The sequence below is a fragment of the Pseudomonas sp. GW823-FHT06B06 genome (genome assembly GCF_058795195.1).
The window spans coordinates 231,147-254,650 of record NZ_JBXAHO010000004.1; the positions used below are offsets into that span (position 1 = coordinate 231,147).

The 23,504-nt window shown below is 51.2% G+C and carries 18 protein-coding genes and 1 pseudogene; 9 read left to right on the forward strand and 10 right to left on the reverse strand.

Going from position 1 to position 23,504, the window contains the following annotated elements; translation table 11 throughout:
- Window positions 1-693: 693 nt before the first annotated feature.
- From AC1Q8Q_RS05505 to AC1Q8Q_RS05545, 9 genes are all read right to left on the reverse strand, one after another.
- Window positions 694-2,118: an aldehyde dehydrogenase family protein gene (locus AC1Q8Q_RS05505; protein WP_422776047.1), complete on the reverse strand. Its 1,425-nt coding sequence runs from the start codon at window positions 2,116-2,118 to the stop codon at window positions 694-696.
- Window positions 2,111-3,601, reverse strand: coding sequence for a flavin monoamine oxidase family protein (locus tag AC1Q8Q_RS05510; protein ID WP_013973879.1), 1,491 nt, complete (start codon window positions 3,599-3,601; stop codon window positions 2,111-2,113). The genes AC1Q8Q_RS05505 and AC1Q8Q_RS05510 overlap by 8 nt, the downstream gene beginning before the upstream one ends.
- 32 nt (window positions 3,602-3,633) lie before the next feature.
- Entirely contained in the window at window positions 3,634-4,032 is a 399-nt protein-coding gene (locus AC1Q8Q_RS05515; protein ID WP_080563818.1) for a c-type cytochrome, read from the reverse strand.
- A 31-nt stretch (window positions 4,033-4,063) separates the two neighbouring features.
- Window positions 4,064-5,512, reverse strand: a complete 1,449-nt coding sequence (locus AC1Q8Q_RS05520) for a flavin monoamine oxidase family protein (protein ID WP_080956993.1) — start codon at window positions 5,510-5,512, stop codon at window positions 4,064-4,066.
- Between the two features lie 60 nt (window positions 5,513-5,572).
- Entirely contained in the window at window positions 5,573-6,085 is a 513-nt protein-coding gene (locus AC1Q8Q_RS05525) for a RidA family protein (RefSeq protein WP_135846682.1), read from the reverse strand.
- A 631-nt stretch (window positions 6,086-6,716) separates the two neighbouring features.
- A complete protein-coding gene (locus tag AC1Q8Q_RS05530) occupies window positions 6,717-8,213 on the reverse strand; it encodes a PucR family transcriptional regulator (RefSeq protein WP_047934606.1) in 1,497 nt (498 codons plus the stop codon).
- Between the two features lie 61 nt (window positions 8,214-8,274).
- The gene (locus tag AC1Q8Q_RS05535) at window positions 8,275-9,447 is read right to left on the reverse strand and encodes an aromatic amino acid transport family protein (protein ID WP_371914707.1); all 1,173 of its coding nucleotides are present in this window, start codon (window positions 9,445-9,447) and stop codon (window positions 8,275-8,277) included.
- A gap of 108 nt (window positions 9,448-9,555) precedes the next feature.
- On the reverse strand, window positions 9,556-9,903 hold the full coding sequence (locus AC1Q8Q_RS05540; protein WP_046816048.1) for a cupin domain-containing protein: 348 nt from the start codon (window positions 9,901-9,903) through the stop codon (window positions 9,556-9,558).
- Window positions 9,904-9,914: 11 nt separating this feature from the next.
- On the reverse strand, window positions 9,915-11,321 hold the full coding sequence (locus tag AC1Q8Q_RS05545) for an NAD(P)/FAD-dependent oxidoreductase (protein ID WP_046816047.1): 1,407 nt from the start codon (window positions 11,319-11,321) through the stop codon (window positions 9,915-9,917).
- A 1,194-nt stretch (window positions 11,322-12,515) separates the two neighbouring features.
- Between AC1Q8Q_RS05545 and AC1Q8Q_RS05550 the strand changes: the two are divergent.
- Window positions 12,516-13,004: pseudogene (locus tag AC1Q8Q_RS05550) on the forward strand (transposase); the annotation flags it as partial.
- A gap of 657 nt (window positions 13,005-13,661) precedes the next feature.
- Here the strand turns inward: AC1Q8Q_RS05550 and AC1Q8Q_RS05555 are convergent.
- Window positions 13,662-14,666, reverse strand: coding sequence for an AraC family transcriptional regulator (locus tag AC1Q8Q_RS05555; RefSeq protein ID WP_024087623.1), 1,005 nt, complete (start codon window positions 14,664-14,666; stop codon window positions 13,662-13,664).
- 1,205 nt (window positions 14,667-15,871) lie between these two features.
- Between AC1Q8Q_RS05555 and AC1Q8Q_RS05560 the strand changes: the two genes are divergently transcribed.
- From AC1Q8Q_RS05560 to AC1Q8Q_RS05595, 8 genes are all read left to right on the forward strand, one after another.
- Window positions 15,872-16,588: a TetR/AcrR family transcriptional regulator gene (locus AC1Q8Q_RS05560; RefSeq protein WP_052760629.1), complete on the forward strand. Its 717-nt coding sequence runs from the start codon at window positions 15,872-15,874 to the stop codon at window positions 16,586-16,588.
- Between the two features lie 284 nt (window positions 16,589-16,872).
- Window positions 16,873-17,271, forward strand: coding sequence for a nuclear transport factor 2 family protein (locus tag AC1Q8Q_RS05565; RefSeq protein WP_024087625.1), 399 nt, complete (start codon window positions 16,873-16,875; stop codon window positions 17,269-17,271).
- A 580-nt stretch (window positions 17,272-17,851) separates the two neighbouring features.
- Window positions 17,852-18,598, forward strand: a complete 747-nt coding sequence (locus AC1Q8Q_RS05570; protein WP_046816045.1) for a hypothetical protein — start codon at window positions 17,852-17,854, stop codon at window positions 18,596-18,598.
- A gap of 115 nt (window positions 18,599-18,713) precedes the next feature.
- The gene (locus tag AC1Q8Q_RS05575) at window positions 18,714-18,944 is read left to right on the forward strand and encodes an AlpA family phage regulatory protein (protein WP_046816044.1); all 231 of its coding nucleotides are present in this window, start codon (window positions 18,714-18,716) and stop codon (window positions 18,942-18,944) included.
- Between the two features lie 4 nt (window positions 18,945-18,948).
- On the forward strand, window positions 18,949-19,791 hold the full coding sequence (locus tag AC1Q8Q_RS05580; protein WP_135846683.1) for a ParA family protein: 843 nt from the start codon (window positions 18,949-18,951) through the stop codon (window positions 19,789-19,791).
- Between the two features lie 292 nt (window positions 19,792-20,083).
- A complete protein-coding gene (locus AC1Q8Q_RS05585; protein WP_099313159.1) occupies window positions 20,084-21,667 on the forward strand; it encodes a ParB family protein in 1,584 nt (527 codons plus the stop codon).
- Window positions 21,664-22,212, forward strand: a complete 549-nt coding sequence (locus AC1Q8Q_RS05590) for a DUF2857 domain-containing protein (RefSeq protein ID WP_095963974.1) — start codon at window positions 21,664-21,666, stop codon at window positions 22,210-22,212. Before AC1Q8Q_RS05585 ends, AC1Q8Q_RS05590 begins: the two co-directional genes overlap by 4 nt.
- Window positions 22,209-23,399 (forward strand): STY4528 family pathogenicity island replication protein, encoded by a 1,191-nt coding sequence (locus AC1Q8Q_RS05595; RefSeq protein WP_095963973.1) that lies wholly within the window; start codon window positions 22,209-22,211, stop codon window positions 23,397-23,399. Before AC1Q8Q_RS05590 ends, AC1Q8Q_RS05595 begins: the two co-directional genes overlap by 4 nt.
- Window positions 23,400-23,504 lie beyond the last annotated feature (105 nt).

Below are 23,504 nucleotides of genomic sequence, written 5' to 3' on the forward strand. Positions count from 1 at the left end.
CCAGAAATATTGGCTCGCAAATATTCGGCAGCTTCTACTTCTTCGATTTAACTTTATAAATTTACGTCTAAGATATAGCTCGACCTGACCGCGACGTGAACTGCAATCGCACGCTCCTTACGCGTGCACGAACCGCGACAAACTCCATCCCACAAAATCGTATCCGCAGGTGAAAAGATATAAATGATTACCCACCCCAAAAAAAACAAATAACAGCGTTCAATAACAAAACCGACCATTGGTTTCACGAGTCATAAATATTTTTAGAAGACCCACAATTAACATTCAGCCTGGATATTTATTGAAAACCGAATTTCTGGGAGTCTAGGTGCATTCTGAAAACCACCCCGACAAGACATTTATAGTTACAGCATCTCAACGTGCAGATATATGCCATTTGCTCGCAGCGCTCAGAATCGGGACATAAGTCTCACCAATTAACTGACAAATCTAGTATCAGGAAGAAAGGGATACTCATAAAACAAAGTCATATCAGATGGAGAATGAAGCCGAGAACCTGAAGACAGCCTGACATACACTGATATCAGGCTCCCGGACTTTCATCTTATTTCGAATTGTAAGCTCCGCAAGACAACCCGACGATAGCCACATCAAATAGTGAACATGTATTAGATGCCAGCTACACCATGCGCGCAACTTACCACACGCTAAATTATTCAATAGTTATTTTAGTTAACAGCCCATAATTGACTTGATTTCGAGATACTCTTCAAAGCCGTATTTACCCCATTCGCGGCCGTTACCTGACTTTTTATAACCACCAAACGGCGCTGAAAAATCCAGAGGTGCCCCGTTAAGATGTACACTTCCTGTACGCAGTCTATTTGCGACCTCGCGCGCACGCGCCAGACTCCCCGAACTAACATATCCGGACAGACCAAAACAACTATCATTTGCTATTGCGATCGCATTTTCATCATCTGTATAGGGGATAATGCAAAGTACAGGGCCAAAAATTTCCTCCTGTGCAATCGCCATATCGTTCGCGACATTGCTAAAAACTGTCGGTTTAGCATAATACCCAGCTCTTACTCCGTCCGGGACGCCTAAACCTCCACAGACTAGCTTTGCACCTTCAGCTAAGCCATTTCGTATACAGACCTGAACTCTCTCATACTGTACGGCGCTCGCCAGCGGCCCGAGACTTGTGCGTTCGTCTAACGGGTTCCCGACTATTATTTCTTCACATAGCTTCTTTGCTATCCGCTCTACTTCCAACAATTTCGATGTCGGAACTAGCATGCGTGATGGAGCATTGCAACTTTGCCCGGTATTGAGCATCATAGTCATAACGCCATGCGAAACAGCAGATGCGAGATCAGCGTCGTCGAGTATAATGTTTGCCGATTTTCCACCCAACTCTAGTGCTACTCGCTTGACAGAATCTGCTGCTGCTTTCGAGACGAGCGCGCCAGCAGTAGTAGAACCAGTGAAAGAGATCAAATCCACATCCACGTGTGCAGCCAGAGGAGCGCCCACACCGGAACCATTTCCATTAATAAGATTGAAGACACCAGGCGGAAGACCCGCCTCATCCAAAATTTCCGCAAGTAAATAAGCTGAAAATGGGGCAATCTCGCTGGGTTTTAATACTACAGTACAACCAGCTGCTAATGCTGGTGCGACCTTCGCCGCCACTTGGTTCATTGGCCAGTTCCAAGGTGTTATTAACCCGCAAACTCCGACCGGCTCACGTACTACACGAGTCGTGCCCGAACATTCCTCAAATTGGTAATTACGCAATACAGAGATTGCCGTTAGGAAATGCCCCAAGCCAGATGGTGCCTGGAGAGGGCGGGCTAACTGCTTGAACGGAGCTCCCATCTCTTCGGTAATTGCGTCAGCGATATCCTCCATCCTGGCTTCAAATATCTGACATACTTTCTCAAGTAACTCAAGTCGTTGTTCTTTGCTCGTACGGGACCAGCTTTCAAATGCAAGGCGCGCTGATTTTACCGCAAGGTCAACATGATCAGCTGTTCCTAGTGTAATTACACCAGCTATACTTTCAGTGGCGGGGTTAATCACTTCGAGTTCTTCGCCCCCCACTGGCATTATCCATTCGCCGTTTATATAAAACTTCCGATAATCACGCATTGTCATTTTCTCTTTTTAGATACGTAGCGACTTGATGCCCTACCTCTCTACCGTTCTCGATTGCTCCATCAATGAATCCACGCCAACCATTGGCCATGTCCGAGCCTGCAAAAAATAGCCGTCCTTCGCGCTTCTGCAGCTCAGTCAAGTATCGAGTCGTCTGGTTAGGACGGTAAGTGCACCAAGTGCCCTTAGAAAAGGGATCGAGGTTCCAGTCGTAGCCATAACTAGCAGTTACTTCGACGCCTGGCAAAAGTGGTTGCAAAGCCTTTTCGACGGCTTTGATATCATTGATATCAATCAACTTAGGGTCGGCTGAAAATGCAATGAGTAACGTACCGCTCTCGTCCACGTGATCTGTGAATACTGAGGTAAATGGTGTGAGCTTATTCCGGGCAGGAGCATATGTCATTACATTGCCGACATTTTGTTTTACGCGAATATAGCCCTTTACACCAGCACCAGCATGCCGTTGCGATCCCATATCCACTTTAGCTGCCGACAACTTCGGCGAGTACTCAATATCATGCAAAGTGTTGATAGGGACGGCTACAATTACCGCTGATGCCGTGAAGACACCGTCTTCAGTGGTAACTGTTACTTTATCTTTATCTTGATTAACCTTAGTCACTGGCGTCGAAAGTTTAACTTCCGAGTTACCATCCGCCATTATGGCCTCTAAAAGACTATGCGTACCGGTTTTAATTTTGTACCGCGCAATGGAATCGAACATTGTGGGCATATTAAAGTTACTGAGTGCAAACCAACGCATAATCTCGCTATATGCAATAGTTTCCGGATAATTATGTCCATTTCCACTGAGCCAGGAATCCATCATATCCTTTTGCTCCCTGGTCAAAGGCAATTTTTCAAGATAATCTGCCGCGGAAAGTCCATCAACATGCTGCAGCTTCTTTCGCTCAAAAAATGGTTCAAACGGGCGCGGATAAATATTCCGTGCTTCTTTGTAGTATTCGTTACAGGCAGAGCCAAAAATTTCAAACGCCTCTGCTGCAGGTGCTCTTTTGACATTATCCTCTGTTACCCAAATGACGGTCTCTGGATTCGCAAGACCGACCGTCTCCTCCACCTCTAGGCCATAGTGCATAATCTCAGTCCAAACATTCGGCTGGGTCCAATGTACCCAGGTACCTCCCAACTCAACTTTTTGATTCTGAAGCTTAGACGTAAAAGTTCGGCCGCCCAACCGACTTCTACCTTCAAGAATTAGAGTTTTCAAGCCAGAACGGCTTGCTTCTCGCGCCGCAGTAACACCCGCGAAGCCTCCACCGATTACAATAACGTCATAACCCACGCCTGCGCGTGATGGACCAACATTGGTCTTCACCGCCGCTTCCGCGGGCGCCGACAGAGTCAGAAGCTGCGAGGCTATGCCCGCTGTTGCCACTCCGACCGCGGCGCTACCAAGGAACTTTCGGCGTGATACTCCGCTTTTGCTGCCTTCATCACCATCTTTTGTCATGTTGTGGAAACCCCGATAGACTTTCAAAAGTTTCAGTTAGAGGATTTGCTCAAAAAACAAAGCACGTCACGTCGATCTTTTTCATTTTTGAGGCCTGAGAAAGCCATACGGGTTAGGGGATATACGGCCATAGGATTCTCCAGGAACTTATCTAAATGCTGCGGGGTCCAAGTGTCCCCAGAATCACGTAGCGCTGAAGAAAATTTGAAACCCGGCACCGAGCCGACTTTCCGGCCCTCCAGACCGTGTAGATTGGGCGCCGCTGCGCCGTGAACACCAGTAGTGTCATTTGAGTGGCACACACTGCAAATTTGGTAAACCTTTTTCCCATTTTCCGGATCACAGTTATCTGCACCTACAGCTACACCAGATAATGCTAGAAGAACTAACGAACCAAAATGACGAGTAACAACTTGCAACGCTTGTTTCATTTTTTATCCTCATTTATTGTAGTTTTACGTACTAGCTTAAGAGCTGCTTAACCTCCCTACCGGCACGTAGTCCACTCTCAACAGCACCATCGATATTCGCGTGCCAACCGTTACTGGTTTCAGCTCCTGCAAATAAAATACGTCCTTCAGCCGCCTGTAGATCTTTGAGACGACTTAGTTGACCTACTCCATAAGCCGCCCATGCCCCCAAGGAAAATGGATCAGCTGTCCAGTCGTAAGCCGCTGTACCAAGAACCTCAACACCCGGAAACATTTTTTGAACTTCGCGAGTTACAGCATCTCGGTCATTCACATCAATTGTTTCTTTGCGAGCGATGGTGATCGACAGTATTGTCCCCAACTCGTCGCTGTAATCGTGCGTCTGGACCCAGTTTAAAGGTTGCTGTTCATCCGCAAACGCAAAAACCCGTCCGAGATTCTGCTTAACATGAACATAAAGCTTAGCACCTTTGCTAAGCTGCCCCTCTTTGATGAATCGTTGTTTACCTTTAGAAAGGGCAGGCGTAAAACCGATATGTTTATACGTATTGAGTGGAACTGTCATTACGACCACTCCGGCGGTAATAATTTCGCCGTCGTCGGTCTTGATTTTGACGCCACCATTGACTTGCTCAACAGCAGTGACGGGCACAGACATGCGGACCTCGGCACCGCTATCGGCCAACATTGCATTAATGAGGCCTATCGTGCCCCCTTGAATTCTATAATGAGTTTCAGTGTCCATGAAGGCGTCATAGTTCCAACCGCCGCATGCAAACAACTTAAGTACACCAGGCAGGCCAAATTTGTCAGTTGTTTCACCTGCATACAAGGCCATGTAACTATTGATTTGAGCCTGTTGCAGCCGACTTAAGCCCAAAGTTTTGATGCGATCAAGAACAGAAGATTTATCCAATTCCCGAGCGCGCTCAGTAAACATCGGCTCATGCGGACGAGGAAATACTTCCCAGGCATCGTGACAAAGCTTTTCAAAAGCTATTCGAATGTTTTTGCCAAATTCATCGGGCGAAATACTCTCGACGCTTCCGTCGTTATACATGATCAAGGTTTTATCTAAATTAGTAAGTGGATCTTCCACTACACCCAGACCATAACGCTGCATTTCTGCCCAAACATGCGGCTGCAGCCAGTGCACCCATGCCCCGCCAAATTCAATTTCTTGACCTGCAAAGCGCGAGGTAAACGTACGACCACCTAGGCGGGACCTCGCTTCCAATAAAAGCGTTCGATAACCCTGCAAACCACATTCACGGGCGGCTGTCGCGCCAGCAAACCCTCCACCAACTACTACCACATCGTAATCGAAGCCACCTTTGACGGTGCTTGCTCGGTTCGTTTTTTGCGTAGCCGAAGCCGCATCAATAGCTCCCAATCCCGCAACACCTGCTGTTACGACTGCCGCGCTTCCGATAAAAGACCTGCGGCTAAAGCCTTCATTTGTTTTTGTTTTATCACTCATGTCCCGGCGCCTTCTAGTTAGGTCGTAGTAGTTGTAAACCCAAAATCAGCTATATCTAGGCTACTCCCCCAAATATGCCACTGCCGTTATTTCAACTAGTGCGCTATCGCTAGCAAAGTCTGCTACCCTTACGCCCGACGCGCTGGGCGCTACTACTCCATTATATGCAGCGGCCCTCGCTTCGAGAGCCTTATAATAAGTATCATTATCAGTCTTATAATAAATCGTCTCGCTTACAACCTTACTGAAGTCAGCGCCATGTGCTTTTAAAATGGCTGACATTCGCTCGTAGATTAGCTGCATCTGTTTACTAGCGTCACCGGCGTACACTTCCCTCCCTTCCTTATCAACTGCGGTAACACCACCGATATATAAATAACTTCCAGCTTTAATTGCGATCGAAAAGTTGTATTTTTTTTCGAAATCAGGATTCAGATGAAATGCAGTCTTAGCATCATTGGCGAACAACTGAGGAGACAGCAAGGTCAGGAACGTCACCAACAGAAAACTGTGCCTCAAACTGCACTTATTATGCTTAGGAAAATGGCGACGGGGTTTTTGCGGGATAATCATACGGGCACTCCTTTTTTATGTTTTTTTGTAAGGTAACCGATCCTTTGGACCGCACGTTTGACATGAGACGCCATTTCACATGCCTTCACGCGCCAACGCCTTAGGAAACACTGAACACGATTTGAGACTAGGCCCTGATTCTGGACGCTTTCGCAAGCCGAATTACATATTTCCGAACCGCGCTTAGTTCTATTAGATATCCTTGGAAGGCACGACGATCACCGAGTCAACCTACATGTTTAATATTTATTACCCACCAACACATTGGCCGGTTGTGAAATTTATTCCGAACGCTTTCCAATTCACCGTATGCAGAAAAGGCGTGCTAACTATCAAGTCTATATTAAACAATTGTCCGGTAGCTCATTAGAGTCTGTGGGGAGGGATGTTCAAATCGTCGACGATTTTCGGCGAGCTGATCGGAGTATTTCTTTTGATTTGGTGCGGTGAAAGAATGATGCGGTCTGCGGCGTCCCGACTGCTGCCGACATGAGATGCGAATTCTGGCTGACCTCTGCCAGTCGTGCCACCGGACAGAGGCCCTAGACGGTCATCGGTTGATCGCTGGGAACGTACTACTGCACCCTGTCAGCACTAGTTGAATCCGGCAAAAGCAGAGGTTCATATTTATCTAACAGGTTAGGGGCGATTTGGACACTACCCAGCGACTTTGGAGTGCGAGCCACAGCGCTGCCACATCAGCGGTGCTGTCCATAGAGCGTCCACTGATCTCTTCGATGCGGCGAACGCGATAAACCAGAGTTTGCTTGTGCACATGTAGACGTTTCGCCGCATGCAGCCACGAGCGGTTCTCTTCGAGAAATACCTGCAACGTCTGCAACAAGGTTGTACGTTGGGCTTGGTCATAATCATGAATTGCACCCAGCACCGTGTGGAAGGCGCGCTTTGCTTCGTCCGGTGTTCTGGGCAACCAAGGCGTGTCGGTTTCCAGCTCTGCATAACGGCAGATGCGCCGTTGTGCATGGGTGTGAGCGCTGGCTAACAGTGCTTCGCGTAGCGCTTCCGCACTGCGTGTCAATGTCTGCAATGGCGCGCTTGAGCCTAGGTTGATGTCAAGTTTTTCACCGAGCAACGGCTGTAGGCCGTCGGCGTGCATTAGGATGAGTTCATCACCCTGAATGCGCGCCAGTACGCTGTTGTCCAGTATCCTGAGCAGCAGTTCCGTTTTTCTCCGTAGTCCATGTCCTCGCGCCACGGTGATGACCGCACGCTCAAGGGCTAGGCCAGACAGTTGACCGTCCAGGCGCTGGATTGCCTGATCAAGGCTCAAGCGTTGTTGCAGCAGGTCGTCCAGTAATTCCGAGCCGAGGCGCAAACGGCGTTCACGCTCGGCCTGACGTCGCTGAATTTCCAACCCAAGCACAGCGGTGAGATGGTGCAGCAGGCTATAGTCAGGCAGTCGCTCGCCGGTCACCACCAACAAGCAGTTCTGTTCGGTATGCAGTTCGATACTAAGCGCTTCGCCATCCGCCAAAGTAAGGCGGCGCAGCATGGGCTGCTGCTCTACCTGTTTGCGGCGGCTGCCTAGGAGTGCCAAACGGACTGACTCGGATAGCGGGGCAAGGTCGTCCGCCCAAGGTTCTAATGTTTCGAGCAAAAGCACATGAAGACGACAGTGGATATCAGCCTCAAGGCGTAGGACCAACCCCGCCAGGCTCAGGCCAGACATGCTCAGCCGGGCACTCTCATATACCCGCACCAGCGCATTGCGGCGTTGGTACTCTTCCTTCTGGTTCGCATCGATGATCGCCCGGGTCACCGCAGCGAAAGGCACGCCATATTCTGTGAGGATTACCGGGAAATTCATCTGCTCGGCCCGCTCGCAGAGGGCATGGAGGTTGGCCGGCGCCTGCATATGTTCACCGATCATCATCCCGGCCAAGCCCGCTTCAGCCAGGCGTTGCACGTACTCGCGTTGCTGCAGGGGGTCAGCAGGAATGCCGAGCCCCGTGGTCATCAACACATCGCCCTCTCCCAGCCATTCGGTGGGGTCGGGCAATTCGCAGACATGTGCCCAGCGCACTTCGCGGTCAAGGCCTTCAGCACCGCTCAAGAGGCGTGAGCGGAGCTCGGTGTGGGCAATCAAGTCACGGACGTGATGAGACATGTGCGGGCTGCTCCATTGGATGACTCGAGGTTTCAGGCTCATCCCGCCTTGCCTCGAGTCATTACCAACTGGCAGGCAGCATTCCTATGGCTGATAGCACGGCGTAGACGCCACTCGAGGCGAAGACCAGGATAATACCGGCTTGCATGAGTGGATGAGCATACCAGCCACACTTGAACGCCGGTTCCTTATCGCCACGTTTGCGTGCGGCATTAAGCAAAAGGATTGGAATAATACCCATGAGTACGCCGCCGAAGGTTCCAGCAAAATACAGCGCGTTGACAAAGCCGCTGATACCCGAGTATGCCAGGATGAACGGCGGGATTGCCACCACAGCCAATACCATGAGTCGCTTGCCACGATGGCTTTCGTCACCGAGCCGGAAGTGGTCGAAAATGTTGGTGAACAGGCATCCACCAAGCCCCCAGTAGGAGGTCAACATCGCAAGCAAGGCAAAAGTGTTGGCAACATAGTAGGCCCACTGACCCAGCGACCGCCCCCAACTGAGCGTAGCCACTTCACTGAGGTTTTCAGTGCCTACTAGCGCGATCACTGAAGCAGGAATGGCGGCCACCACAACGAAAGTCAGCAGCATACCGCCGATGATCAGGCGTGGGACACGCTTGGGTGAATCCAGGTTACCGCGCACTAGTTCTGGCACCAGGAATTGCGCGCCGAAAACAAATACAGCTAAGTTGAAAACCGGCACCACGTATTGCCACTGGCTTTGCCATAGATGCATGAAACGAGTGTCGTCATGGACCACGGTTGCGCCTATCAGCAAGCAGACAATCATCACCATACCGACGCTGATCAACTTTTCCGCAACGCCCAAGGCCTTCAGTCCCAGATACAGCACCAACGCCGAAGGTATGAAGAACAGCAAGCTGCCCATTTGCCGGCTCAAACCGAACCGACTGAAGAAGTCGGTAAGAATGTTGCCGCTGCCAGTCATGTATGCAACAAGAGCGCCATAGCTATTGGCGGCAACGGCGATGAAAATCAGCCAGCCGCCGAAAGCTCCGAGATACTTACGTGACAGGCCACTTAGCTGCTTGTTCTCACAGGTGCGAAGGCACGCTTCGGCGACATAAAGCATGGTAATGATGCAGAACAGGCACGTAATCGCCAGACACACCAGCAGGGGCGCATAGCCGACTTTGCGCGCAGCGAAGGCCATGCTGAGTACGCCTGCACCAATGTTGGTGCCGATGATGATGCCAATGGTTTCCATCCGGCCAAGGGCATGAGCTTTCAACCCCGAGGATTCTTCAATGTGTTGTTGTGTACCCACTTCTTGTTACCTCGTCTTGTTATGTGGGAGGAGTGGCAGACAAATGACTCACTCAAGAATCAGGTATGTCTTGCGAAGGTTCTGGCGAATGACCCAAGTGCCTTGGCTGTTGGCAGGAAAGTACAGCGCGTCACCTGCGCTGAAATTGACAGACTCACCAGTGTCTGGCGTAAAACAGCCAGCGCCGCTGACGATGTAGCTGTACTCGGCCTGGACCACTTGACGTCGGAAGCTGCCAGGGCTGCATTCCCAGACACCAACAGAACCACGGGCGTCCGGCAGCTCCAGGTGCGCAGCGATGCGTGCTTGTGCTACGAGCTCCTGCTCCGAACTGCCGAGAGTAATAGCTTCGCCGAAGGTCAGCGGCGCACTGGCAGGGATACGAACAATCGACATGGTTTACTTCCTCAGGCTTTGTCTTCGAGTCCAGCCGGTGCAAAGCGAGCCAGGAAAAGATCGAGGGCGGCTGGAGTGTTACCGGCTAGTTCCGAGCGTTCTTTGCGCATTACGGCGTTGCGCACAAGAGAGCCGCCCCAATAACGAATCGGCTCAGGCGGGAACGTGCGGCAGCTACGCTCCACCAGCGAGCAGGAGCTCCAGAAATCCGTGCGCCCCAGGGTCAAACTGGCGAGAATGCGTCCGCCCACTCGACTCGGGCCGACCCCGTTGCCGCTCCAGCCGATGCCATAATGTATGTTCTCTTGGCTATTGAGCCGACCGAACACCGGCAGGCTGTCGTAGGTTCGGTCAATCGGGCCAGACCACTGCGCGGCGATGCATGCATCGTCGAGCATGGGATAGGTACGGCGTAGGTCCGCTTCGACGAGTGCCAAACTCTGCATATCCTCGCTGAACACATCGCCGATTTTCGAACCGAAGCTCAAGGCGCCTGTGCCTTTACCAAAGACGATGCGGCCGTCGCGCGTGGTGCGGTAATAATCCACCATCAATTGCGAGTCGGTTACGGCTTCGCCTCCGGTCCAGCCGATTTGCTTGAGGTGTTGTGGGATAGCCTCGGTGGTCACGATAGAGCTGTTGACCGGCACGATCACTTTCGCCAGAGCTGGTATTGTTGCTGCCCAAGCATTGACCGCAAGCACGACCGAACGGGCACGAATAGCGGCATGAGCGGTTTTTACCAAGGCTGGTTGACCCGGCTCGATGTCGGTCACCCCCGTCCCTTCATGAATCTCGACGCCATTGGCCAACGCAACCTGCCGCATACCCTCAACCAGTAACGCGGGCTGCACGGTGGCATTACTACGCTCGAATACACCTGCTAGGTGTACCGCCGAACCGGTGCGTCGCGCCACCTCGCGGGGATCCAGACGCTCGAATGGACGTACGCCGAGGCGCTCGCAGGCGGCAAGGGTGCCGTTCCATGTGTCGACGTGTTGTTGGGTCGTTGCGGTCCATAGCCAGCCGCTCTGCTGGAAATGGGCATCAATACCATATCGCTCACAAAATTCGCCCAGTTCCGTGATTGCTTGCTCGGCACTACGCCCCAGGAAGAGGGCTTGCTCGTCATTACAGAAGCCGCGCAGGGTGCCAATCTTCGGCCACCAAGACATGACAAAACCACCGTTGCGACCTGAGGCGCCCCCCCCGCAGACGTGCTGTTCAAGTAGCATCACGCGGGCGTCCGGCTCATGTTCCTTGATCGTTATCGCAGTCCAGAGCCCAACAAACCCGCCACCAATTATGGCAACGTCAACGGCATGCTCGCCCTTAAGAGGCAGCGTTGCGCCGTCGGTCAAGGCAGTCGCTGCCATCCAGTGGCTTGGTTTCAAGGGCGGGGTAATATTTAGCTTCATTCTGAGCCCTGGTCAGTGGAATTTGGGCCAGTTTCGATGAGCTTGAGCAGGGCGACAATTAGACTCAATTAGGAAAACACGTTAGACGCTCATACGATCGTACAAGTGAATCGTTTTGCTTTTGCAGAGTTGATGAAGGAGCGGTTTGACCGTTGACGGCTTTTGCATAGAAGCGCGCACTTCCGTTGTTAGTCAGGTTTTCCCCAGAGCCTGGATCGATGGCTGCCCTCGCATCGACCGCGTGGGAGGGGATTCCAAATCCGGAATATCCGATCAGGAGCAGCCAGCCCTATTGTATGTGTATGCCTGAAATGCACCAGAGCCAGCAACAAGCCAAGCGGATGGGTTTGTGATCTTACCTCAGCGGCCAATAAGGCCTGGTCGACATCCAAACCGCAACCTCTACTGTTGACGCACGAGCTTGCAAAGTAATGGCGGAATCCACGGCCCGCCGCCACGTGCGGTCAATCTCCGAGATAGGATATCGATCAACACATAATTTTAACTGGTATCCGGTGGCAAGACGTTAAGGGATATCGACAATTAGGGGGCAGACTCTATGAGTCTACCAGTCATGGTTGCCAACAGAGTCGCCGAGAGGTTTGAGCTAATACTTATTGGTCGCCTGGACTTGCGACCCGGCAGAGGCGAGTCATCAGTAGAAATATCGAATAATCGCGACCTCCATGTTTCAAGCTGACGCCCACTGCAGCCAGGACGGCCTCCAGCTGAGTTGGGAGCCCCATATCGCGGAAGCCTCAAGCGGCGCTCACTCTTCCAATAACACATTTTACTGAGAGACTTAAGACAAACTTAACAAAAGCAGTCGCAATATCCATAGCTTCAGCATGAGTGACCAGGCGTTACGATATCAAAGCGATATCACACAGAGTTTGATGTCGAGCCATCATCGCAGCGCCATGGAATCGATCATTTGTTGACGATTTCTCATGCCCTACCCCTCCTCGTACCGTTACGCTGAATGAGATGGCAAGATTGGCCATCGTGGGGTGATTGGTGAGATTTAGGAATTCTCTGAACAATTCAGTAGACGCACTGAACTTTGTCGATCCTTGATTCGAGCTACCTATCAGCCAGATGGGCTTTTTCGGCTTTGAATACGCCGGCAAGCGTAAGCAGCCCCCGGGAACGCTTCCTTGCCGAGATGGATCAGGACGTGCTCTAGATCGATTTGCGGTCATCAATGGCTACTTGCAGGAGAGAGGTCTGTCGCCGCGTGAGGGCACGATCGTCGATGCCACCGTTATTCATACCGCAGTTTGACCGAGAACGAAGATGGACAGCGCGATCCCGAAATGCATCAGACCAAGAAAAGTAACCAGCATTTCTTGGGGCTGAAGGCTCATATCGGCACCGATCCCGAGTCGAGACTGACTAATCACGTTTCATGGCGCGGCGGACAATAATGGCCGATGCACAGCACAGCACGTATTTCATGCTAAATAAACGCAGCGTGCTCTACAAGGCCAAGCGCAAGCTCGAGCACTGAAAAGCTCAGACAAGGGCCGCAGTCGAGCATCCGCTCGGGTGATCAAGCGTCATTTCGGCTACGTGAACGCGCGCTGTCGTGGGCTGATGAACGACACAGCGCAGCTGTCCACGCTGTTCGCCCAGTCAAATCTGTGGATGGCTCGAAAACAGCTCACGGGCATGGGTGAGTGAGGCTCCTGGCGCCAAAGGGCGGGCGCAAACTTCTTCCCTGTACTAATCATGGTGCGTTTTTCAGCGAATAACGTGGTTTGCTGGGTGATTCTTCAACTTGCCGATAAAATGTGCCAAGTTGATTGGCGCATCTCTAGGTGCATTAATTGAACAAGATGCATTACACGGAGGCCTGTTGCAGAATATGCTGAGAGTTTTTCTTGACAAAACCGTTTTTTTGGCAAAATGGTCCTAAACACCTGTATACAAGCAAACGCTAATTTACCGTATTAAAGCGATCAAGGTGCGTTCGCTAGATGTAACAGTGGACGTCGCAATTCTTTGGAGAGCCATAAGCGCGGCAGAAACTGGAGTGGTTTTGTTTGAGCGAATGAAAGCCTGACTTACCCGCCAAGTCTGAACGGATAGATACGACTTCCGTGGTTACATAATAGACGGATCGATGACACTCGCTCGCTGGTCGATACGGTAGCTTATTTTTCTTGATAAAAGCGACCTTGCCAAGCGCGCCGATTTATTACGCGCTTAAGCGGGCATAAGTAGATATTTTTTATCCAAAAAGCAACTTCCAAGACCAACACCGTAAAACAAAGGAAATCTTTCAATCTATAACAGCCTACAACAGGACAAGTATCAAATTAAAAATGCCATTAGATATCAAAGCATGCGTTTATTATAAGTATTTCGGTACTCCATCGGCGTTAATCCAGTCCAGCGACGGAACGCCCGACTGAATGCGCTTAGTTGAGAGTAACCAAGCTCAGAAGCTATATCTGTAAGGTTTTTTTCGCTATTCTTAAGATGATCAATAGCCGTGTTTCTCCGTATATCGTCAACAAGGTGCAGGAAATCGACACCCTCCTCTCTGCAGCGGCGCTGTAGCGTTCTCTCACTCATATGCATAGCGTCCGCCACCTCTGCCAATGTCGGCACCCCGTCAGCCAGCTTGCGCCCGACGATATGTGATACCCTGACAATTACGCTGCGTTCCACCCGGCGCTCCAATAGCCTTTCCTTTAAATATTGCATAGAAAGGCGATACAATCTGGGATCGGCATCAACGATTGGAATGGCCAACACCGAACGGCTAAACATGATCGAATTTATAGATTGTTGGAATTTGGGAGCTACACCAAAAACCTCTTTATATAGTTTCGCCCCAGCAGATCCGGAGTGTTCAAATCGGACCTGTTTCGCTTTTATTTCCATGCCTGTTGCTTCACGAAGCATTATAATAATTGCCGTTATAGAAAACTCAGAATCTTGCCGACGATACCCTATAGAAGAGTCGATCAAACGATAGCTAAGCCCAATAGCGTCACTTGTCTCGACGAACCTTTCTTCTACAGCTTGGGAGAAAACATTGACAAAACCAGCCATAACGTTCAGAAAAGTCGCTACATCTGGAGCATTGCGAACCGCGTGGCCAAATATCCCCCAGTTACGTGACCGAAGCTTCATTGCCATATGTATGCCAATAAAATCATCTTGCTCTTTGGAAATCAGCTCTAATAATTCGACGAATTTTCGATCCGGTATTTCCATATCCGGATCTGCCAATATTGATTTTTCGAGACCGACCCGTTCAAGATAAGGCTCAATGAGCTCTTGAAAAGGACTGAGTACTGTCTCCGCGATCTGGGTTGTGTCTCTTCCACTCATTTGGCTGCTCCGAATTCTTGTTATTTTTAGATGTATCGTGACTGACGTTTATACGATTAAGTCCATTGAGTATTTTTTCTCAGACGAGAATATTGGTGCCAGGCCGACCTACGCGAGGGGCCAAAATCCTCCCCCAAGCTGGCGAGCTCTCTGCTTCAGCAGCTAACGTCGTGAATTCCGCTCTAGCGCTTCCATGGGCGTCATTTCGCAACGCTCGCATCACCTGTGAGATAATGCGCCACAGATCACAGTGTTATCAATACCTTAGTAAATTCAACATCCTAGATGATGCCAGCGGCTAATTGCACCTCGTGACGCATCAAACCAGCCCGAATGCATCGAACCAGTTTTCTGGTGCCTCACTGAATGTTGACAATCAACATCCCTCAGCCTCAAAACTCAATGCACGTCGCGGTCCTGGGACGTTCGGGAGACGAGAGGAGACTGGTGAATGACGTCACTAGACCACACAGCAATATCCCACACGAGTCCGGCCTTCAGACGTCTCACCATTCCCGGAGCCTCAGCTCATTCCGCTGTTATCTGGGACGAATGAGAAACTGGTGAGACTCGCGCCCTACCGCACGCCATACCCCCGGCTACAGCTATGCGCTCAATTGGACTCATCACTAGAGCTCTTACGCTTCCCCGAACCGGACCTGCGTGCTGCGTCCCCGCGTGGTACTGCCTCAATCTGAGAACCTCTCGCGAAAGGTCTTAGAGCCCTCCCACCTTCAAGCTAGATATCCAGCCCCGTACATTGACAGGTGATGCTCGCAACAAAAGCTTCGACGTTCGAATAACCAACAAAAGACATATCAGAACAATTGAACGAGTATAGATAGCTCGATATCCGCGAAGTATAAATAATTAATAGCCAAGAGTATCGGCAAGCTTTCTAAACATATAATCACGCCCGAGCAGTACGGGCTATGCTTTACTTTAGAGCAGTCCCCCCCCCACCGAGAGACACACTTAAATTACACATCCTGCCAGCTAATGACTTACACCCTAACAGCAACAACATTAGCCCGACAATCTATTAGCGCAAGCGTTCTGGTGAAATGCAAGATTAGAATATGCTCATACTTCCTAGTTAAACATCCTCCCCCCCCAAATCTCACCATGTCAACCGAGGGTATTTAAAACCCTAAATTTTCAATGTATAATCCCCTGATTATTTTATAATCCAGCTGGAAAATCCTATGGCAGACTCGAAATCAGCACAAAATTCCGCAGTTGGGCCTAAACTCGGTAGGCGCCGATTCTCTGAACTCGGCGAGGTCGTTAATAAAGAGCTCATCTTAAATGAGGCTGAAAAGGTTTTCGCTATGCACGGGTTCCTAGGAGCGACCCTTAAGCAAATAGCGCAAAACTCAAACGTTACTCAAGCACTAATTACTTATTACTACGGAACGAAACAGAATCTTTTTATGGAAGTATATCGACGGGGATTGTCCGATATAGACAAGAAGCGTCAGAACTACCTTGATGAACTTAAATGCCGTCCTGAAGGCTATAATACCTATGACATCGTGCGAACCTACTTAAGACCACAATTTGAACACAGGGAAGGAGGACAAGCATGGATGCATTTTGCACGCTTGCAGTCCCGGCTAGCTAGCGAACCTGAAGAGGTGGCCGTACCCTTGAGGAAAGAGCTATATGATCATACATTAAAGGCCTTCATTCATGAAATTATGGAATGTGAGGGTGAAGACGACGCAGCTGCCGTGAGTTGGGGAGCAGTATTTATGGTTTCCATGATTCTTTATATGCTGAGAGGCGTTGATCGTATTGGTGAGCTTACTGACGGACACCTTCACGCAGAATCAGAAGATGACATTGTTGAAAGAATGACGATATTTATCACGGGCGGCATCAACTCTCTCAAGCAAGCAACTCAAGACAAGTATAAATAAAATTTCACTTCAATAGATCTCCCAAGTGCCACTCAAGGGGCAGACAACTCCGCCCCCTGAAATTTACTACTCATACTGCACTCGACGCTCATATGCAATTTTTTTGGTATTTCACCCTCTCCATCTGCAAATATAACGAACTCTGCACCAACCACAAAAAATCAATGTCGCGCCGAGTCAAAAAATTTGGCGTTTGATGTCAATCCCCAGCAGAAATACTGTGTTTATGATTATAGACCGTCGCAGTGGCGGTTAAATAACTTTTAATGCAAAGGTGATTTGAATTGGATAACACGACATCTTCCGAAAGAGCAACGCTGACGCAAGCGACCCAGAGGTTTGTTGAGGCAAATAATGCCGTTAATCTCGAGGTCGTCATGGCTTTTTTTAGCGATGACGCAGTCTACGAAGATATCTATGGTGGGAGCCATATCGGTAAGGTGGAAATACGTCAGGCCTTGGCACCTTTTTTTGACGGTTCTTTCGGAAAAATTGAGTATGTAGGAGAGGATCTTTTCGTTGATGCTGATTCGAGCAAAATAATGATACGGTGGCGGTGCGATATGCATCTGAATGGAGTATCCACATCGTTGCGAGGGCTAGATCTTCTACATTTCCGTGAAGGTAAAATTATTGCGAAACTTGCTTATAGCAAGGCTAAGGAAGCGCTCTTTCAGTCTTGAGTCTGTCCTTCCCACCAGCATATATCGCTTCATACCTTGGCGTCATTTACGACTCTAGACTATTAACGGATAGAATGGGCTCCGAATACGCTCCTACTTGTGCTAGATGGCGGCACTCACCGGCTAGAAGATGAGTGCCACGCTGGTCCGACTAGGAAATAAGCTGTCAGTCTTAAGATGCTAGCGTCGGAAGACAAATGCTCACTTCTGACAGATGACCAGTTTTATTAGCGAGACTTTTCGACATGCACTGGACTAATCATTTTCTTCCTAAACCGTCCCAACTGCACAGCTGCTTGGACACATAAAAAAACCAGAAACGATGCCAGGCCGATAGTTCATATCAATATCCGCGATTTACAAATTACATCATTTTTCGTGAATTATTCCCTGATAGAAAAGCGCCCTAGTCGAGGCAATACCTCTACAACGTTTAACTATTTGAACTGCAAAGAAAGAGACAATGACGACTTAGTTACTCACTGCGATATTAGGACAGCAACCGCACGGAAGCCTTGGCCATGACCGCCAACATTTAGACTGTACCTAGCGGGGCCTGCCCTTTTTAAAAGGCTGCCCTATGTACACATCGAACGGATTCAATCCTCTTGCCAAGCTGTTCTATAGACCCATTGACGTTGCAATCCGCTGGTGCGACTTAATCGCTTTTGAAACCCAGATCCTCGGGTCCTCGTGGGAGTGCCCTGCTCTACTCGCCAAAGCTTTCCCGCAGTGGCCATGCCTACACGCTACTACTGAAAAAATTCTCGACGCGATTCGAAATCATGAGCTACGTTATGGCGCTTTAGGTACGACCGTTCCCTCAGGCACGCCAATTGATTACAAACTGCTGACCATCAGGCATTCGGACCTGAAATGGTGGATGTTCAACCACCATCCGGATCAGCGACCGTTTTTTTTATTTGGCCTCCCTACTGAGCAGGAAAATATACGCTACGAGACATACCTGACCTTGCAAGCAGATAGAGAAGCGCTAGAAGTACAATTAAAAGCAGCCGAAGCAACACTTCAGACGCTAATGAGCGAACTTCAGTCCGCAGGTATAGAACGCGAGAACCTACGCGCACTTGCTGAAAATGGAAAGCACCTCAGCGACCAAAGCAAAGCAAGCTTTCTTAACGTGATCGGAGCATTGGTAAACACGATGCTGAGCTCATCCGAGGCAGGAAGACGACATTCGATATTCGACAACCAAGCAGCCATCGTCGATTCTATAACTGCACATTACAGTGGCGTGCCAGGGTTGAGTAAGCGTTCGCTAGACGAGAAATTTGCAGCCGGCAGGCGTAGCCTTTCCCGAACATAATTTGGAGTATTGCACTGCAACCCTCTTGATTGCGTTGCAATGACATTGTTCACTTTCAGATGTTGAATTCAGGTTACTTCCCATCACGCGCCAACCAGCGCCAGGAGTGACCAGAATGTCCAGCCAAGACTCACTCGTCACTGGAACACCTCAATCGCTGATAGAGCGTCATATCATGCGGCGCGAAGAGGTCGAGCGTAGGACCGGCTTCAAACGTGCGCATATCTACAATTTGATGAAGAAAGGAGAATTCCCCCAAGCTAAACGCATCGGCATGCGTGCGGTCGGTTGGGACTCCCTAGAGATCGAACGGTGGGTAACCGAACGCCTGACACAGCAGGATTGATGTCATGCGTGTGGCATCGGTGGTTTCAACGAAAGGTGGGGTAGGCAAGACCACGGTAACCGCCAATCTTGGTGGTCTACTCGCAGATGCGGGTTTGCGCGTCCTCCTACTGGACTTGGATAGCCAGCCCACACTCTCCAGCTACTACGCATTGAGCCATACAGCTGCCGCCGGAGTGTTTGAGCTGCTCGCACTTAATCTTTCGGATCCCGCACAGGTCATCTCCACGACCGCGATTACCGGACTCGACCTGATCCATTCCAACGATGATGAGGGTCGACTATGCACATTGCTATTGCATGCTCCTGACGGACGCCTCCGGCTGCGCAACCTGCTCGATGCTTTCCGCCCCAGCTATGACCTGCTTCTGATCGATACCCAAGGCGCGCGGAGCGTGCTGTTGGAGATGGCCATACTGGCCTCTGACCTTGCCCTCTCCCCTATTACTCCTGAAATGCTCGCTGCTCGTGAACTACGCCGGGGAATTCTGAAACTGCTCAACGAACTTGAGCCCTTTCGCGACTTGGGTATCGCTCCACCTCCTCTGAGGCTTTTGCTGAATCAAGTGAACGACATCAAATCGGACACTCGCATGATCATGCGCAGCCTGCGCGAAACGTTCATAGGGACTTCAGCCATCCAGGTCCTGCAGACCGTAGTTCCCGATCGAGTGGCCTATCTGAATGCTGCCTCCCTGCGTCTACCCGTTCACCGCGTCGAAACTCGTCGCCCTATTGGCCGTCGATCTGCGTCGGCCTTGGAGACCATACAAGCCTTGGCCATAGAGTTATTTCCTGAGTGGCGCCAAGCAATCTGCTCAGTGAGTGGTCCTCAGGTGCGCTCATGACAACCCGCTCACGTCGTCATCGCTGTTGCATCAGCGTTGATCTCAAGCACTAGGCAAGGAGTTCTGTAATGCTGAATTACAGCCATCTCATCGTTCAACCGCTCGAACTATCAGAGCCACCTCCTAGCGATGAGTACTGCACCGTGGTCGTTCGTCTACGGGGTGGCCGCTCGGCTATGGGATGGTTCCTCGCAGAACTTTCACAACATTTCGAAGGATCGGGTACGGCCGAGGTCGTTGAATTCGAGATAGGTGACCACTTGCGCGGTCGGCGTTAACTGAGGTTTTTCCAATGAAGAAGCCCAGCCAAGAGGAGATCACCGACAAGCTGCAGCAGGGCCACTTCCCACAAGGGCCGAACTTGGAGCAACCGTCCGATCCGATCACCGATACCCCCATGCTGGTGACGTTAGAACAGCTAAGACCCTACGACCTCAACCCACGATTCATTCGTAATCCGATGTACGACGACATCAAGGCCTCAATCCGCGAACGAGGGTTGGATCAGCCACCGCCGATCACCCGCCGCCCGGGTGAACCGACCTTCATCATCCGCAACGGCGGCAACACCCGCCTGGCGATTCTCGGACAGCTGTGGCAAGAGACCCATGACGAACGCTTCTTTCGTATCCACTGCCTGTTTCGACCTTGGACCAATGAGGCTACCGCCCTGCTCGGCCATCTGGCTGAAAGCGACTTGCACGGCCAACTCACTTTCATCGAACGTGCCATCGCTGTCGCAAAACTCAGGGCCATGTTTGAGCTAGATGGGGCTGCACTCTCGCAGCGCGAACTGGCAAAACGCCTTGCTTCCGGGGGCTATCCGATTTCGCAATCGCATATCAGCCGGATGCTCGATACCTTGGAATATTTGCTGCCGGCTATCCCGCAAACACTGTATGCCGGATTGGGTAAATCGCAAATTGAACGCCTAATAGGTCTGCGTAGCCAGGCAGAAAAAACCTGGAATCGCTATCCGGCCAATAGCCGTGAGTTCACCGAGCTCTGGTTGGACACCCTGGCCTCTTTTGATGCCGAGCCCGAGTCATTCGACCTTGCGCAGATCCAGGACGAACTGCTCGAACGAATGAGCCAATTGCTCGGGCAGTCTTACCGCATGCTGGCTTTGGAGCTGAGCGACACCCAACGCCCTCTGCCGATACCTAGCGTTGCCGTGACCACGCAAGCAACGCACATGCCTCCATCAGGTGAAGATGGAGTTACAAAATCTCCTCTCCGTTCCGAGCTTGAACCCTCGGACCATAAGCACCAGTCGAAGACCGGCGCTGCGCCAAAACCCTCCACGCAGCCTGAGGCCAACGTCACACCAGAGCTAAACCCTCCATCGCGAGTTCAACAGATTCGTGACCAGATCAATCGCGAAACGCCCGCCGAAACAGTAAGAGAAGTCGATACTCGTGTGAGCCACGACATCTGGAGCATCGCCCCTGCGCTCGATACTCCCGAGCAACTGCGTTCAGCCATCGCTGCGCTGGCGAGGGAGATGGCAGCCTATGCCGGGCGGCCCGAGATCATCATCAATCAGCAGGACGGCTTGGGCTTCATCCTCGACATGGAGCAGGTTGATCTGACGACACCGCGCGCGACCGGTGTTCATCTACTGCTTCTGGCCCTGTTGCGTGCTCAGGATGAGGTGGACTGGGAGGACCGCAAACTGTTGCCCTCAGCCCTGTTTGGGCAACTGTTGCTGGGGGTGTATCAGTTGCCCCTGGCAGATCAACCAACCATGGATGTGGGGTTGGAACGCCTGCCGGACCATTTACTGATCAAGCTGTATCGCCTGATCCGCTTGGCCCGGCGCCTGATCGAATTAACGCTTACCGTTGAAGACGACTCACCGGAGAAGCTGCCATGAGCTTGTCGTTCAATGTACTCAATCAAGCCATGTTGACTCAGGTCCTGCATGAGCTGCGGTTGGGTAATCTGCAGCGCTGCAAAGCGTTAGGGCTGGGTGAGGATGACATCTACTTGTTGCAGTCCCTACCGCCGACCACCCTGGCGCGTCTGGCGCACGCGACCGTACCTTGGGTCGAGGTCAAGATCGACTCGCCGGTGCTGCACAGATTAATTGAGCAAGCCGATCGCGATGAACAGAATGAGCGCTTGATCAACCGAGCTCTGAAACTCGGCGCCAGCAGCACCATCATGTATCAGAACTTCGGCTTGGCCCATTCGGAAACGGCAATGCGTCGACGTCTGCTCAAGATAGAAACCCGCAAGGGACGACCGCAGAATTTGAGCGAAGCGCAAGAGCACGCACTGTGGCAACGCTGGTGTCAGCTACGAGCACAAGACCCTACCGAAGATCAGCTCGACGCCATGATGATGTTGGCTGAGGAACAACAGATCAGCTTGACCATCGTCTGGCAGCAGATCGAGCACTACAGCAAGAACACATGAACACCCGCCCGCTCAGCCGTTGGCAACGCGTCCTGCAGCAATGCGCGCAGCAATTGAGCGAACGTTGGCCCACTCGCCCTACCATCGAGAAACCTTCCAACCAAGCGCTGGAGGCTGGATTTCTGTTCAGTGGCCAATCACACGAAGTCGTACCGCGTCGTTTGCTGCTGGATAACCGTTTGACACCGTTGGAGCGCAATGCCTGGCAGATCTTTCGATTCATGTTACAAGGCCAGGGCCTGGTCACACCGCGCTATGAGGATCTGCAACCGTATCTGTCGAGTATCCCCTATGGGACCTCAGCCTCACGTGAAACCATCGCTCGCGTATTGACAATGCTCAGGCTCACTCGTTGGCTCAGCTTGGTGAGTCGCGGGCGTGACCAAGTTAGTGGACGTCTGCAAGGCTCTTTGTATGTTCTGCACGATGAACCGTTAACACTCGCCGAAGCCATGGAACTGGATCAGGACTATCTGGAGCTGGTTGGACATTGCCTTGATCATGCCACCAAGGCGGTGCGTATCGTCGCTCAGCACCTTCTGGATGAAATCAGCCTTGATACCAGTATCGACCTGAGCCAACTCCCCACCCGCCTCGACACCTGGGGTGATCGGTGGGTAGATCAGAATTCTAACTCGCAAACAAAAGGTTCGATGCACGATGCCGAACAAAGCGGCGATCACCCCGTTCGGAATCATGCAGCCCCTCGTTCGGATTCCGAACCAGGTGTAGAGGCCAATATTCCCGGCGACGTTCGGAATCCGAACGTCGCCTGTACAGTAGTAAAAGAAAGTATTTGTACAGTACCGCACGCGAGCCCGGCGGTGGATAACGTGCTCTGGCCCACTGCGCTGACCCTGAGCCCGAACGAGCGTCAAGCCATCACCGTGGCGCTCAATAAACTCAAGCTGTCAGAGAGGCAGGCGGTGCTCAACGAAGCCGGGGCACGTTGTGCTGCGGGCGGCATCCGCAAACCTGCGGCTTATCTGATGGGTCTGATTCAGCGTGCGCTAAAAGGCGACTTTCATCCGTGGGCGGGCCAGGCAGAAACGACGCCCATTGCAGCGCATCCTCAATCTGCTCCAGCGCGGACCACTCGAAAAAAAGGTGAACCCGCCTCTGCCGTTGCTCAAGCCTGCCTGGATGAACTGCGCCAACTGCGTGGGAAACGTTCTGGACGTCAGTAGATTTGATGCCACTGGCATCAAATCCAGGGAGTTCCAGAGCGCAATCCCTGTAGCGCCGTAGGCATCGGGTGAATCATCTCCCAGAAGCTCAAACCGAACAGGCAG

Excerpts from the sequence above, each read along its gene's own strand:
- AC1Q8Q_RS05505 (WP_422776047.1), bottom strand. The coding sequence starts at position 2,118 with ATGCGTGATTATCGGAAGTTTTATATAAACGGCGAATGGATAATGCCA.
- AC1Q8Q_RS05510 (WP_013973879.1), bottom strand. The coding sequence starts at position 3,601 with ATGACAAAAGATGGTGATGAAGGCAGCAAAAGCGGAGTATCACGCCGA.
- AC1Q8Q_RS05515 (WP_080563818.1), bottom strand. The coding sequence starts at position 4,032 with ATGAAACAAGCGTTGCAAGTTGTTACTCGTCATTTTGGTTCGTTAGTT.
- AC1Q8Q_RS05520 (WP_080956993.1), bottom strand. The coding sequence starts at position 5,512 with ATGAGTGATAAAACAAAAACAAATGAAGGCTTTAGCCGCAGGTCTTTT.
- AC1Q8Q_RS05525 (WP_135846682.1), bottom strand. The coding sequence starts at position 6,085 with ATGATTATCCCGCAAAAACCCCGTCGCCATTTTCCTAAGCATAATAAG.
- AC1Q8Q_RS05530 (WP_047934606.1), bottom strand. The coding sequence starts at position 8,213 with ATGTCTCATCACGTCCGTGACTTGATTGCCCACACCGAGCTCCGCTCA.
- AC1Q8Q_RS05535 (WP_371914707.1), bottom strand. The coding sequence starts at position 9,447 with ATGGAAACCATTGGCATCATCATCGGCACCAACATTGGTGCAGGCGTA.
- AC1Q8Q_RS05540 (WP_046816048.1), bottom strand. The coding sequence starts at position 9,903 with ATGTCGATTGTTCGTATCCCTGCCAGTGCGCCGCTGACCTTCGGCGAA.
- AC1Q8Q_RS05545 (WP_046816047.1), bottom strand. The coding sequence starts at position 11,321 with ATGAAGCTAAATATTACCCCGCCCTTGAAACCAAGCCACTGGATGGCA.
- AC1Q8Q_RS05555 (WP_024087623.1), bottom strand. The coding sequence starts at position 14,666 with ATGAGTGGAAGAGACACAACCCAGATCGCGGAGACAGTACTCAGTCCT.
- AC1Q8Q_RS05560 (WP_052760629.1), top strand. The coding sequence starts at position 15,872 with ATGGCAGACTCGAAATCAGCACAAAATTCCGCAGTTGGGCCTAAACTC.
- AC1Q8Q_RS05570 (WP_046816045.1), top strand. The coding sequence starts at position 17,852 with ATGTACACATCGAACGGATTCAATCCTCTTGCCAAGCTGTTCTATAGA.
- AC1Q8Q_RS05575 (WP_046816044.1), top strand. The coding sequence starts at position 18,714 with ATGTCCAGCCAAGACTCACTCGTCACTGGAACACCTCAATCGCTGATA.
- AC1Q8Q_RS05580 (WP_135846683.1), top strand. The coding sequence starts at position 18,949 with ATGCGTGTGGCATCGGTGGTTTCAACGAAAGGTGGGGTAGGCAAGACC.
- AC1Q8Q_RS05585 (WP_099313159.1), top strand. The coding sequence starts at position 20,084 with ATGAAGAAGCCCAGCCAAGAGGAGATCACCGACAAGCTGCAGCAGGGC.
- AC1Q8Q_RS05590 (WP_095963974.1), top strand. The coding sequence starts at position 21,664 with ATGAGCTTGTCGTTCAATGTACTCAATCAAGCCATGTTGACTCAGGTC.
- AC1Q8Q_RS05595 (WP_095963973.1), top strand. The coding sequence starts at position 22,209 with ATGAACACCCGCCCGCTCAGCCGTTGGCAACGCGTCCTGCAGCAATGC.